Here is a 14,071-nt window from a genome sequence, read left to right as displayed (position 1 = left end):
AGGCGCAGAGTATGCCTCCTCGCTCCCTTTGGGTACCCGTCGGTAATGGCCTTTCACGGAGTACTCACACACTGCCAGTGATCACTGGCAGCAAATGCGCTGATCAGGGCGTTGTCGGTCCGGCGATCACGGTCGGTCGACCTCCAGGTTCGCGATCGCCGCCGCGGCGACCTCACGGCCCCGCGCGGTGAAGTCACCACGGCCCGGATAGCTGACCGTGAGCCGGTACATGTCGCCGGACTTCGACTTGTAGTAGAAGAACCGCACCTCGCGCGGACGGGGGTTCTGGCTGTCGTCGGTCTTGTAGACCACCGTGTTCTCGGCGGACTCCCTGCCCCGGTACGTCGTCCTGGCGTCCGGCTTCGTCCGGGGACCGGCCGGCATGTTCAGGATGTAGGCGCCGCTCGCCTTGAACTCTCCGTCGTCCGCGTACATCTCGGCCCGCGCCGAGTCCTTGATCTCCTTGCTCGTGTCCTCGGACTTCAGGGCGAGGCTCAGCCCGACCGAGATGCTCCCGCTCCAGTCGGTGTACGTGACCCAGTGCGCCTTGTCCGTCTTCCGGTCCGGGGTCCCCACCTGGTACTCCGCGGGCACCGCGAGCGTCGCGGCGACGTCCGCCACGTGCCGCTTCCGCCAGCCGTCCGGCAGCGGACCGGCGAACGGGTCCTTGATCACCACGTACGCCGTCGCCGCCCCCGCGACGACCACGGCCGCGAACGACGCCACGAGGCCGATCAGGGCCCTGCGGCCGATCCGGACGCCCCCGCCGGAGACTGCCGGGGCGCCGCCCGGGCCCCCGCCGCCCTCGAACCGCTCGACCCGCGTCGGGGCCGGCTGCCGTACCGCCTCCTCCAGCAGGCGCCGCACCTCGGCCGCCGCGGGACGGCGGGACGGCTCCTTGGCCAGCAGGCCGCTGATCGCCTCCGCCAGCGGGGCACCCGCCGAGGAGGGCGCGGCCGGCGCCGCGTTGAGGACCGACTGGAGCGTGGCGAGGGTGTTGCTGCGCCGGAACGGCGAGACTCCCTCGGTGGCGGCGTAGAGCAGCACGCCGAGCGACCACAGGTCGGAGGCGGGGCCCGGGCGCACTCCCAGCACCCGCTCCGGGGCGACGTACTCGGGCGAGCCGACGAAGCCGCCGGTGTCCGTCAGGCTCGTGTCGCCGTCGATGCGGGCGATGCCGAAGTCGGTGAGCACGACACGGCCGTGGGGGCCGAGGAGCACGTTGTCGGGCTTGACGTCACGGTGCAGGACGCCCGCCGCGTGCGCCGCCTCCAGGGCGCCGAGGACCTCCAGGCCGATGCGCGCGGCCTCCGGGCCGTCGAGCGTGCCCTCCTTCAGCGCGTCGCCGAGCGAGCGGCCCCGCACGAGCTCCATGACGATCCAGGGCTGTCCGTCCACGACCGCCACGTCGTGGACGTTCACCACGGCGGGATGGTCGAGCCGTGCCGCCGCGCGGGCCTCGCGGCGCATCCGTTCGTGGGCGTTGGCCCGTTCGCGCTCGGGAAGGTGGTCGGGGACGCGGGGCTCCTTGACGGCCACCTCACGGTCCACGGTCTCGTCCCTGGCCCGCCACACCGTGCCCATGCCGCCGTGTCCCAGCCTGCCGAGCAGGCGGTAGCGCCCTGCGACGAGCCGGCCCGCCCCCGGTTCCGCCGCGGGGGTCGGCGACCGGTCCGGGGCGGGGGTCGGCGACCGGTCCGGGGCGGTGGCGCCGGACGCGTCTTCGGGCGTGGCGTCGGGCGTGGCAGCGAGCGTCGCGGCGGGCGTGGCGTAGGGATTGCCCGGGTACGGGACCGCGACCGGGATCCCGGGCTGCCCGGCGTACACCGCGGCCTCCGCCGGCCGGTCCGCCGCCCCGTCCTCCGCAGCCGTGCCCCGCGCCCCGCCCTCGGCCGGCGGCCCCGGCACGATGGCGCCCTGCTGCGCCCGCGGTTCCCGCGTCACGGGTCTCGGCGGTTGCAGACTGAAACTCGTCGTCGCGTCGCCCCCGTGAGGGACTCCCCCGTCGTCGCTCATGGGTTCATCTGTATCGCGGCGGGCACGGCGTCATCCAGCCTCCGCCCCCAGCGGTCACAGACCCGTGACGCGGGCATCCCTTATCTCCCGGTTGCGGACCCTCTCCGTCACGGGACCGCGAAGGTGTCCACCGCCACGTCGAAGTACTCCTTCGCCTCCGTGACCCGGCCCACCGGCGCGGAGACCCAGACGTCGTACATCCGGCCGCCCTGCTCCCAGCACAGGTCGTAGGTGTGCCGGGGGCCCTCCGCCGTGGTGAAGCCGTTCCAGCTGAACTCCCAGAGGGCGGCGGTGTGTCCGTCGTGCACCGTCCGGGCGACCGTGCCGTCGTGATAGCCGGGGTTGTTCGCCGGCCCGGAGGCGTCCGCGCGCTGCATCACGCCGAGCGGGCCGCCCGCCGCGGGGTCGGCCACCTTGACGCCGATGCGGAAGGTTTCCCCCGGTGACATGTAGAAGATCCGCTCCCCCTGCGGATCGCGGGTGAAGCCGTCCGGTACGGCGAGCGAGAAGCCGTTCGGGTCGGAGGCGACGCGGTAGCCCGAGGGCGCGGTGCGGGCGGGGGCGGACGGCGTCCGGCGGCTGGTCACGGTGACGGTGGGGCCGGCCGCGTGGGCCGGGGCCGACGGCGTGCCCGAGGCACCGGGCGCGGTGGAGGACGTACTCGGGGTGCCGGGTGTGCCCGGCGCGCTCGACGAGGCCGGTCCGCCGTGCCCGCCGCCGCCCACCAGCAGCGCGGCCGCGGACACGCCGGCACCGGCCATGGCGGCGACCAGGGCGGCGGCGACCAGGAGACTGCGGGTGGACTGCCGGGGCGGCTGGCCGGCCACGGCGGCGGAGGCCGGCGTCGGCTCGGGGGCGGGTCTGCGCAGGGACACCTTGGGCACGTCCCGCCGGGTCGGCGTGTACGGGACCAGGAGCCGCGGGGTGCGGCCGGTGTCCCGGAAGGCGCGCAGCATCCGCTCCGCCTCCGCCGCGTCGAGCCGCCGCTCCGGATCCCGCTCCAGCAGCCCGCGTACGACGGGCAGCAGGGGCGCGGCCTGGGCCGGCGGGCGGATCTCGTCGACGACGACCGCGTGCAGGATGCCGCCGAGGGAGTCGCGCCGGAAGGGGGACGCCCCGCTCAGCACCGCGCACAGCAGCACGCCGAGCGACCACAGGTCGGACTCGGGGCCGGTGCGCGCCCCGGCCATCCGTTCGGGCGCGGTGTACTCGGGCGAGCCGACGAACGCGCCGGTCTCGGTGAGGGTCGTCGCGCCCGCGACCTGGGCGATCCCGAAGTCGGTGAGCACGACGCGGTCGGTGCCGGCCTCGACCAGGACGTTGGCGGGCTTGAGGTCGCGGTGCAGGACGCCCGCCTCGTGCGCGCGGCGCAGCGCTCCGAGCAGGTCGATGCCGATACGGGCGGCCTCGCGGGCGTCGACCGGGCCGTTCGCGGAGATCCGTTCGGCGAGGGAGCCGCCGTCGATCAACTCCATGACGATGTACGGGCGTTCGTCGTCCTCGACGACGTCGTGGACGACGATGATGTGCGGGTGGTGCAGCTGGGCGACGGCTCGCGCCTCGCGCAGGGTGCGGTCGCGCTGGAGCCGGGACTCCTCGGCGGAGAGCGAGTCGTCGAGGGCGAGCTCCTTCACTGCGACCCTGCGGCCGAGCAGTTGGTCGGTGGCACGCCAGACGACACCCATGCCGCCCCGGCCGATCCTGGTCTCCAGCCGATAACGCCCCGCGATCAGCCGGACGTTCTCCCCCTCGGTCCCCATGTGCCCCATCATGCCGCACCGGACGAACGTCTTCCGTGGCAGCGACCGGCCACTGTGCCACCACTCCAGGACAGCGGCGGGCACGCTCAGGGGAAGCCGGAGCGGAAACGTCCGCTCCGGCCGGGTCAGTTCTCCTTGAAGCTCCGCAGGATCCAGTCGAACTGTTTGCTGGTGGTGGCCCAGTCGGCGGCCGGTGAGGCCGAGTAGAGGGCGTACTCGGTGCCCGCGCGGTTCATGTAGCCGACGTCGATCGCGTGGTAGGGCCCGGGGAAGTAGTGCGGCGGGTCCTTGGCCAGCGCGTTCCACGAGTACTCCCAGCGCAGGTCCGGCTGGTCGCGGAAGAGCTCCTTCTTGAAGGTGAGCTTCTTGTAGTCCACGAGCCGCCGCGAGACCCTGTATTCCAGGTCGCTCATGTGCTCGTACGAGGTGGGAAAGTCCGGCGCGGTGTCGACGGCGACCCGCACGAGGTGCTTGCCCTTGTCGGGCGAGTAGTCGACCTGCTGGAGACCGTCCTTGTCGATGGACACGGACCGCTTCCATCCCCGGGGCAGGGAGATGCTGAAGCCCACCGGGTCGTCGAGCCGCTCCCAGCCGGCGGGAACCGTCCCCTGGCCGCCGTCGCCGCCCGGCGTGGTGTCGGCCTTCGGGGTCGACGTTCCGGAGGCGGAGTCGCCGTGGCGGTCACTCGTGCCGAACTGCTGGAGGCCGACCGCGACACCCCCGCCGACGATCGTGGCGAGGGCGACGACCAGCGCGAACGTACGCAGGCGGTGCCGCTTCGACGTCGCGGGCACGACCCCGGCCGTCCCCTGCGGATACGGCGTCACCACGGCCGTCTGGGAGCGGGTGCCGATACCGGTCCCCGTCTCCGCGGTGTCGTACCCGGCCGGCCCCGCCACCGCATGCGACTGCGCCGCACCGGACAGTCGCCCCTCCGCCACGTCGGCGAGCATCTGCTCGGCCTGCGCCGCACCGGGCCGCTCGGCCGGATCCTTGCGCAGCAGCGCGGCGAGGACGGGCCCCAGCGCTCCCGCGTTGACCGCTTCGGCAGGTTCCTCCTCCACCACGGCCTGCATCGTGCCGATCGGGGACGTGCGGCGGAACGGGGATCTGCCCTCGACCGCCGTGTACAGCGTCGCGCCGAGGGCCCAGAGGTCGGAGGACGGGCCGGGGACATGGCCCCGCACGCGCTCGGGCGCGAGGTAGTCGACGGAGCCGACGATCTCGCCGGTGCGCGTGATCGTCGTGTCCCCCTCGACCTGCGCGATACCGAAGTCGGTGAGCAGGACCCGCCGGTCGGGCGACAGCAGGACGTTGCCCGGCTTCACGTCGCGGTGCAGCACCCCGGCCGCGTGCGCGGCGCGCAGCGCGCGCAGCACCCACAGCCCGATCCGCGCCGCCTCGGCCGGTTCGAGGCGCCCCCGGTCCTTGACCTCGTCGGCCAGCGAGTTGCCCTCGACCAGTTCCATGACGATCCACGGCCGGTTGTCGTGTTCCAGCACGTCGTGGATGGTGACGACGGCGGAGTGGTTGATCCGGGCCGCGGCCCGTGCCTCGGCGTGGGTCCTGGCGAGCAGCCGGGCCAGGTCGCTCTCGGCGACGTAGAGCGCGGCGGTCAGTTCCTTGACCGCGACGGCGCGGTGCAGCACCTCATCGTGGGCGCGCCAAACCCGGCCCATGCCACCGCTGCCGATGGATTCGACAAGCCGGTAGCGGCCCGCGAGGAGCAGGCCCTGCATCTGATTCACGTTTCCCCGCAATGGTCTTGACAGGGTCAGACTAAAGAGCGGTGCCCACCCTGGGAACAAGCGGGGTCGTACGGAGACCGCACTGTGACGGTTGTCCCTTCCTTGTACGGAAGGGAACCGTTTGGCGTTCAGCCGCTCCCGCCTGCGCATACGCGGCGCGCGGCGGGACAAATGGGTTGTTCAGCGGGTGACTTGGTACGTCGACGAGGCCTGTTCGTACAGCCGGGTCACCTCGTCGCGTTCGGCGTCCGGGCCGCGCACCTGCACCACGTGGTAGTGCCCTGAGACGAGGATCGCGAGGTTGCGCACGTAGAGCGAATGCCCGGCCGTGTCCTGCCAGGTGAACTGTCCTTCGGCCATCGCTTTGCCGCCCACGTCGATCCGGCGCATCCCGCTGGAGGTGGCCCAGGTCGAGTCCCGGAAGGGCTGCAACTCCTTCTCGCTCTCCCGCTGATAGGTCATCGGGTCGCTGCCGTACGTGCCCGTGCCGTCGCGGCCGGGGACGACGATGAGCTCGAAGTCCCCCTGGGAGTAGACGATCTGGCCGCTTCCGTTCCTCGGCGAGCGGGTCCAGCCGCTCGCCACGGCGACCTGGAATCCCTCGGGGTCCTTGCGGAGGGTGAACCCCTGGGCGACACCGGGGTCGGGGCTGGTGTGCGAGGCGGTCGAACTGGACTTCCCCGAGGGGCTCTTGCCGGGGTCCGGCGAGGTCTGGTCCGAGGTGGGCCCGCCGCTCGCCGTCGGGTCGCCGCCCGCGGGGGTGGCGGGACCGGCCTGTCCGGCGGCCCCCGTCCGCTCCGAACCGGTGCCGCTGCGGTCCGCCTTGGGCATGAAGGCGACCGCGTACGCGACCGCGGCGGCCAGCAGGAGCAGGACCAGCAGGAGCAGGTTGCGGCCCAGCCTGCGGGGCGGGGCGTTCTCCCGCCTGGCGCGCTTGTGACGGGCGTGCGGACTGGTCGCGGGCAGCCCGGCCCTGCGCCTGCGCACGAGTTCGCCCCGGCGCCGCACGATCGGCAGCCGGCTGGGATCGGCGGGCGGCACGGACACGACGTGCGTCCCGGCCTCGGGCTCGGGCGCGGAGCGCACCAACGACCGCAGCCAGCCGCGCAGTTCCTCGAAGTCGAGCCGCTCGGTGGGGTCCTGGCGCAGCAGCGACTCCACGACGGGCCGCAGCGGCCCGCACTCCTCGGCGAAGGCGGGCGGCTCCGCGCACACCAGCTGGACCAGCTCGGCGGTGTTCTCCTCCGGGTACGGGGCGTGGCCCTGTACGGCGCGGAAGAGCAGCGCGCCGAGCGCCCACAGGTCGGTCGCCGGTCCGATGGGGGCCGCCAGCTGCCAGTTCTCGTGCACCGGTCCTGCCTGCTCGGGCGCCCAGCGCTCGGTGACCGGTCCGACCACCGCCATCCGCGCCTGCCGGGCCCGCTCGGCCGCGAGCGCGGTGGCCGGTCCCCGGCGCGGCGGCGTCCCGGCGGCCGGGTCGCCCCAGCCGACGCCGGGACGGTGCGGGGCGGGGGCGGGGGCCGGAGCGGAGTGCTGCGCGGGCACGCGGGTGGGACCGGGGGGACGGGCGTGTCCTGGGTCCGTGAATCCGCCGGGCGGCACGGGCACTTGGGTGCCGCGCGGGGCCTGGAACCCGCCGGCGGGGCGGCCTTCGTACGCGGCCCGGTCGCCGCCCACCGGCCGACCGGGGGCGGGAGCGCCGGGACGGTCGCCGTGTCCGGTGCCGTGGGGTGTCTGTCCCGGCGCGAGCGCCGAACGGCCGTACGCCGTGTCGTCCGGCCCCGGCGCCGATCCAGCGGCGAACGGGGGGCGCGCCCTGCCGTCGTCCCCGCCGGGCCGCGGCTGGACTCCGTACCTGCTCGTGCCGCCGACTCCGTACGGGTCGGCTATCTGGCCCGGGGGCGTGCCGTGGGGGTGCTGCCGTTCGCCCTGGCCGGGGAGCTGCGGCGAGGCGGGGGTCCGGTCCTGCGGGGAGTGCGGCGAGGTGCCGTACCGGCCGTCCTGGGCGGTCTGCTCGCCGGGTGCCGAGGGCCGGGGCGCGGGAAGGGCGAGCGGGTCGCCGCCCTTCCACTCTCCCTGGACGCGGGCGGCGGCACGGGCTCGGGCTCGGTAGGCGGCGATGGCTCCGGCGCGCGCGGCACGGATGTCTTCCCCGGCGTCCTCCGGTCCGCCGCCCGTCTCCGGCCCGCCGTCCGGTGCCGCCGCTCCCGTCGGACGGCCCCGGCCCGCCGGACCTCCGGATTCCAGCGCGCGGGGGGCCCGGCCCGCCACGGGGGCGCCGGGGACCGGTGCCCCTGGGACCGGTGTTCCCTGCTCGGCGCGCGCCTCGATCGCCGCGCGCCGGGCCGCTTCCGCGTCGGCGCCGCTCGTGGCCGCCACGGCGACACCGCGGGGGGCACCGCCGAATCCGGTCCCTCCGGCGGGGCCCCGGGAGGCGCCCCGCCCGGCCGGACCCGGGTCGGGCCGCCCGGCGCCGGGGCCGGTCCCGCCGCCGGCCGTGAAGTCGTCCTCGGGCGCCGGCACCGGGTCGTACCCGCACAGCGCCTCTTCGGCGGCCCCGGCCGCCAGCCCGGTGAGCAGGACACGTCCGTCGTCGCAGACGAGGACCGTGCGCGCGGTGATGTTCCGGTGCACCCAGCCGTGCGCGTGCAGGACCCGCAGCGCGGTCAGGACGTCGGCGGCGACCTCCGCTGCGCGGTACGGGCTGAGCGGCTTCTCGGCGAGCAGCGCCGCCAGCGGCCGGGCGGGCACCAGTTCGCTGACGATCCACAGCGACCCGCCCTCGGCGAACACGTCGAAGACCTGGTCGAGCCGGGGGTGGTCGGGGATGCGCGCGGCGGCCTGTGCCGCGTCGATCGCGCGCAGGACCGCCGGTTCGGTGGGCCGCCGGGTGGTGCGGGCCGACGCCCGCCGCACGCCGCCGTCCCTGGCCACGAATCCGTCGGGCAGTCCGTCCGCGTCGAGCATCTCGGCCTCGACGACCTCGGGCAACGGCACCTGCCGTACCAGGACTTCCTGCCCGCTGTAGGTGTCGAAGGCGCGGCTCTCGGCGAGTTCGTAGGCGTCGGAGGGCGGCAGGGGCAGGCGGTAGCGGTCGGCGAGTACCCGTCCCGCGTAGTCGTCCACGATGCTCCCCCAGCCGACCGGTTGGTCAATTCCGTTCGCCGTGCGTTCCGTTGTGGCTTCGTTCGGTCCGCAACCACTCACGATACGTGCCCGAGGCAATCCGCAGAGCGGGGATGCGAGATCTCGGGCCCCGTTTCGTCGCGGACCGTCACCTGAGGGTGCCGTCCGGATCGGCCGGGGTCGTGGACCCGGACCGCTCCGAACGGCACCCCTCGGTGAGCGGCGCGTCACTTCTTCGGCTGGAACGTCCCGGTCAGCGTCGCCCAGGTGCTCTTGCGCAGCGCGCTGTCCCAGGCGGAGTCCTTCGCCGTGTACATCAGCGCGTACCCCTGGTGGGAGTTCACGACGAATCCGCGGTCGATCGTGTGGAACGTGGTGCCGCCGTCCTCGGAGGTGAACTCCCAGTCGGCCGTGTTCCAGCCCCGGTAGCTCACGCTCTCTATGCGGATCCTCGAGTACTGGGAGCGCGTCATGTAGCGCTCCTGGTTCTTCCAGTCGGCGACCGGGTCGTCCTTGGGGGTCGACGTCCAGCCCACGAGGAGCTTCTGCCCGTCGGGTCCGGTGAACCGGGCTCCCGCGGCGTCCTGGGACTGGTACTTCCATCCCTTCGGCAGCCCGATCGAGAAGCCCTGACCGCTCGTGTACGTCTTCACGGCGGTGGAACCCGAACCCGAGCCCGCCTCCTTGCCGCCGGAGCCCGAACCGTCCGACGCGCCCGTGTCCGAGCCCGGGTCCGACGGGGTGTCCGAGGAACCGTCCGAGCCGGAGGTCGACCCCGACTTGTCGTCGCTGTCGGTGTGGGCGGCGTCGCTCTTGCCCTTGTCCTTGGCACCGCTCTTGCCGGTGTCGCCGCTCTTCGCGTTCCCGGAACCCGTTCCGGCGGAGGCGGTCGCCTTGGCGCCGCCACCGGTGCCGCCCTTGGCTCCGTTGTCGTCCCCGCCGCCGAGCGTGATGGCCAGCACGGTGCCGACCACGGCCAGCGCCAGGACGACCGCGATGATCACCAGGGTCCGCAGCGGCACGACATCCGTGAGCGAGGCCTTGGGAACCGGGCGTGCCGGACGCTCGGGCGCCACCGGCCAGCCGGAGCCCGCGCCACCGCGCTTGCCGTCGGAACCGCTCGTCCGCCCGGGCACCGACGGATTCACCGTGGTGGTCGGCGCGGAGGTCCCGCCGGCCGTACCGGCGTCCGTGCCGGACCCCGCGCCCGCGCTCGGGGAGGCCGTCACGGCGGCTCCCTCCGCCCCGGAGGCGTCCGCGCCGCCGGCCGACTTCGCGCGGGCCGTGGCCGCCGCCGTGGCGGCCCCGGCCGCGGTCGCGGCCTTGCGCACCGAACGCAGGGCCCCGCGCAGCCGCTCCGCGGGCTCCTCGCCCTTCTTGGCGCCGGACGCGGAGCCGCCCGCACCCCGCCCCGCCGGTTCCTCCGGCAGCGGCGGCATGGCCACGACCCTCGTCGCGTCCTGCGGCTCGGGCTCCTTCTTCTCGGGCCCGGCCTTGCGCAGCACCTCGACGAGCATGGCGCGGGCGCCCTCGTCGTCGAGCCGCTGCTCGGGATCCTTGGCGAGCAGGCCGTAGATCACGTTCTCCAGCGGGCCCGCGTTCTTGGGCTGCTCGACCGGCTCGGTCATCACCGCGGTGAGCGTCGCGATCGCGGAGCCCTTGTCGTACGGCGGCACGCCTTCGACCGCCGCGTACAGCAGACCGCCCAGCGACCAGAGGTCGGCCGCCGGTCCCGGCTTGTGGCCGCGCGCCCGCTCCGGCGAGATGTACGAGGGCGCGCCGACGAGCATGCCGGTCGAGGTGATGGACGGGTCGCCCTCCACCTGGGCGATGCCGAAGTCGGTGAGCACGACCCGGCCGTCGTCGGAGATCAGCACGTTCGACGGCTTCACGTCCCGGTGCAGGATGCCCTCGCGGTGCGCCGCCCGCAGCACGTCGAGGATGGCCAGACCCACCTCGGCGGCGCGCTTCGGCGTGAGCAGTCCGTCCTCGCGGATGGCCTCGGCGAGGGACTTGCCCTCGATGAGCTCCATGACGATCCACGGCCTGTTGTCCTCGTCGACCACGTCGAAGACCGTCACCGCGCCGTTGTTGCGGATCCGCGCGATGGCCTTGGCCTCCCGCAGGGTGCGCGTGATCAGCCGGCGCTTCTCGTCCTCGTCGATGGCCGAAGGGAACCGCAGCTCCTTCACGGCGACCGTGCGGCCCAGGGTCTCGTCCTCGGCGCGCCACACCGTGCCCATGCCGCCGCGGCCGAGAACGTCCCCCAACCGGTACCGACCGGCGAGGAGACGTTCGCTCTTGTCCTGACGGGATGCTCCCGCCCGCTCCGCCTCCGACATGCGTCCCCTCATGCAACCCGCCCTGACAGAGCCTTCATTGTCCCTCACCCGACAAGTGCCCAGCGCCCTGGGGGCCCCTGGAACCGCAACTGCTCGGCCAGTGAGACGCCCGGACCCCGCCGGCGGCTCGCCCGCGCCCCGGAGCCGTCCCGTTCCCGGGCACAGGAACGTGCCTCATGATGTGCCGCGACGAGGAAGGACCCAGCGATGCCACGGGCCAGGACACCCCGGACACTTCTGGTCATACCCGTGTCCCTGACGCTGCTGGCCATGGTCCAGGGCGGTCTGCCGGGGCCGGCCCCGGTGGCCGCGCACACACCCGCCGCCCGCACCACGAGGGCCGCGCTCGCCCGCCTGGTGACCCGCGGCGGCGCTCCCGCCGCCGCCCTGCTCGCCGACGACGGTTCCGGGACGCGCTTCGCCGACACCGGAAACGGAATTGGCCGTTCCGATCATTTCCGCGCGGGGAGCGTCACCAAGTCGTTCGTCGCGACGGTCGTCCTGCAACTCGCCGCCGAACACCGGCTGTCCCTGTCCGACCCGGTCGACGACCATCTGCCCGGCCTGGTGCGCGGCGCGGGCAACGACGGCCGCGACATCACCGTGCGCTCCCTGCTCCAGCACACCAGCGGCCTCTACGACTTCACCTCGACGACCGGGGGCACTGTCCCCGTGACTCCCCTTCAGGCCCTGCGCATCGCCCTCGCCCATCCCCCTTCCGCCCGTGGCACATTCGCCTACTCGAACACCAACTACGTGGTGCTCGGCATGATCATCGAGCACGTCACCGGCCACTCGTACGCCACCGAGGCCGAGCGGCGCATCATCATCCCCCTTCATTTGAACGGCACTTCGTTCCCGGGTGCCCGGGCGTCACTGCCCGAGCCGCACGGCCGCGCGTACGCGGCCGACGGCTCCGACGTCACCGAGCTCGACCCGCGCGTGGCCGGCGCGGCGGGCGAGCTGGTGAGCACACTGGCCGACCTGAACCGCTTCTACGCGGCCCTGCTCGGCGGCCGACTGCTGCCCCCGCGCCGGCTGCGCGAGATGCTCGGCACCCGTGCCGCACACGGCTCGTACGGCATGGGACTGTTCCCGGTGAGACTGCCGTGCGGGACCACGGTGTGGGGACACAACGGCCGCATCGCCGGGAGCTACGTGCGCAGCGCGGCCACCGTCGACGGCCGTCGTGTCCTCACCTTCCGGGTGAACACGGGCGGGGTCACGGACCCGACACTCGAACCGGCCCTGCTCGCCGCCGAGTTCTGCCCCCGCACCTCGTAGAACGGACGGGCCGCCGCCGGAGATCCCGGCTCGGCACACCCGTTCGAGTGACATCGGCGGCCGGCGACGGCGGTCAGAACTGCACGATGTCCGGCGCGCCCAGCCGGGCCGCGTCCGCCGTCAGGTCGTCCGGCTGGCGCTGGGACTCCCGCTCGGCCTCGACCCGCTTCTCGTAGTGCTCGACCTCGCGCTCGATCTGGTCCTTGTCCCAGCCGAGGACCGGCGCCACCAGCTCGGCGGCCTCGCGGGCACTGCGGGTGCCCCGGTCGAAGGTCTCGATGGAGATGCGCGTGCGCCGGGTCAGGATGTCGTCCAGGTGGCGTGCGCCCTCGTGCGAGGCGGCGTAGACGATCTCGGCCCGGAGGTAGTCCTCGGCGGCCGGGAGGGGTTCACCGAGGGAGGGGTCCGCCGCGATGAGGTCGAGGAGCTCCTCGGCGAGCGAGCCGTACCGGTTCAACAGGTGCTCCACACGCACCACATGGATGCCGGTGCGGGCCGCGATCCGCGCTCGCGCGTTCCACAGCGCGCGGTATCCCTCGGCTCCGAGCAGCGGGACGTCCTCGGTGACGCACTCGGCGACGCGCTGGTCGAGGCCGTGCACCGCCTCGTCCACCGCGTCCTTGGCCATCACGCGGTAGGTCGTGTACTTGCCACCCGCCACCACCACGAGTCCGGGCACCGGGTGGGCCACGGTGTGCTCGCGCGACAGCTTGCTGGTGGCGTCCGACTCCCCGGCCAGCAGCGGCCGCAGCCCCGCGTACACCCCCTCGACGTCGTCGCGGGAGAGCGGGACGGAGAGCACCGAGTTCACGTGCTCCAGCAGATAGTCGATGTCCGCGCTGGAGGCCGCCGGATGCGCCTTGTCGAGGTCCCAGTCGGTGTCGGTGGTGCCGACGATCCAGTGGCGGCCCCACGGGATCACGAACAGCACGGACTTCTCGGTGCGCAGGATCAGGCCCGTCGAGGAGTTGATCCGGTCCTTCGGGACGACCAGATGGATGCCCTTGGACGCGCGGACGTGGAACTGGCCCCGCTCCCCGACCATGGCCTGGGTGTCGTCGGTCCACACGCCGGTGGCGTTGACGATCTGCCGGGCGCGGACCTCGTACTCGCCGCCGCCCTCGACGTCGCGCACGCGGGCCCCGACCACCCGCTCGCCCTCGCGCAGGAACCCGGTGACCCGCGCGCGGTTGGCGACCTTCGCGCCGTACGAAGCGGCCGTGCGCACCAGGGTCGCCACATAGCGGGCGTCGTCCATCTGCGCGTCGTAGTACTGGAGGGCGCCGATCAGGGCGTCCTTCTTCAGGGCCGGTGCCACGCGCAGGGCGTGGCGGCGGCTCAGATGACGGTGGCCGGGCAGTCCCCTGCCGTGGCCGCGGGCCATCGACATGGCGTCGTACAGAGCGACGCCGGAGCCCGCGTACAGCCGCTCCCAGCCCTTGTGCTGGAGGGGGTAGAGGAACGGGACGGGCTTGACCAGGTGCGGGGCGAGCCGTTCCAGGAGCAGTCCGCGCTCCTTGAGCGCCTCGCGGACGAGCGCGAAGTCGAGCATCTCCAGATACCGCAGACCGCCGTGGATCAGCTTGCTGGATCTGCTCGACGTGCCCGAGGCCCAGTCGCGGGCCTCGACCAGTCCGGTGGACAGACCGCGGGTCACGGCGTCCAGCGCGGTGCCCGCGCCGACCACACCCGCGCCCACGACCAGCACGTCCAGCTCACGCTCGGCCATTCCCGCCAGTGACTCGGCACGCTCCGCCGGCCCCAGTGTCGCTGTCCTCACCGCTGCCTCCCGCTG

General features: G+C 73.8%; 7 protein-coding genes. 1 reads left to right on the top strand and 6 read right to left on the bottom strand.

From position 1 onward, the window contains the following. Window positions 1-126: 126 nt before the first annotated feature. The 5 genes from WJM95_RS19605 to WJM95_RS19585 form a co-directional block, all read right to left on the bottom strand. Entirely contained in the window at window positions 127-2,016 is a 1,890-nt protein-coding gene (locus tag WJM95_RS19605) for a protein kinase (RefSeq protein WP_339130988.1), read from the bottom strand. 107 nt (window positions 2,017-2,123) lie between these two features. Beyond that, window positions 2,124-3,776, bottom strand: a complete 1,653-nt coding sequence (locus WJM95_RS19600) for a protein kinase (RefSeq protein WP_339130987.1) — start codon at window positions 3,774-3,776, stop codon at window positions 2,124-2,126. A gap of 125 nt (window positions 3,777-3,901) precedes the next feature. Next, entirely contained in the window at window positions 3,902-5,515 is a 1,614-nt protein-coding gene (locus WJM95_RS19595) for a serine/threonine-protein kinase (RefSeq protein ID WP_339135681.1), read from the bottom strand. Window positions 5,516-5,704: 189 nt separating this feature from the next. After that, window positions 5,705-8,650 carry a protein kinase gene (locus WJM95_RS19590; protein WP_339130986.1) on the bottom strand — a complete coding sequence of 982 codons (2,946 nt, stop codon included), beginning with the start codon at window positions 8,648-8,650 and terminating at the stop codon, window positions 5,705-5,707. Window positions 8,651-8,877: 227 nt separating this feature from the next. After that, window positions 8,878-10,992: a serine/threonine-protein kinase gene (locus WJM95_RS19585; RefSeq protein ID WP_339135679.1), complete on the bottom strand. Its 2,115-nt coding sequence runs from the start codon at window positions 10,990-10,992 to the stop codon at window positions 8,878-8,880. Window positions 10,993-11,199: 207 nt separating this feature from the next. Here WJM95_RS19585 and WJM95_RS19580 point away from each other — a divergent pair, with 207 nt between their 5' ends. Next, window positions 11,200-12,276, top strand: coding sequence for a serine hydrolase domain-containing protein (locus WJM95_RS19580; protein WP_339130985.1), 1,077 nt, complete (start codon window positions 11,200-11,202; stop codon window positions 12,274-12,276). 73 nt (window positions 12,277-12,349) lie between these two features. Here the strand turns inward: WJM95_RS19580 and WJM95_RS19575 are convergent, their stop codons facing one another. Next, window positions 12,350-14,056, bottom strand: coding sequence for a glycerol-3-phosphate dehydrogenase/oxidase (locus WJM95_RS19575; protein ID WP_339130984.1), 1,707 nt, complete (start codon window positions 14,054-14,056; stop codon window positions 12,350-12,352). Window positions 14,057-14,071 lie beyond the last annotated feature (15 nt).

The organism is Streptomyces sp. f51 (genome assembly GCF_037940415.1).
In the GTDB taxonomy this organism is placed as follows: domain Bacteria; phylum Actinomycetota; class Actinomycetes; order Streptomycetales; family Streptomycetaceae; genus Streptomyces.
This window is presented reverse-complemented; position numbering and strand designations above follow the sequence as displayed.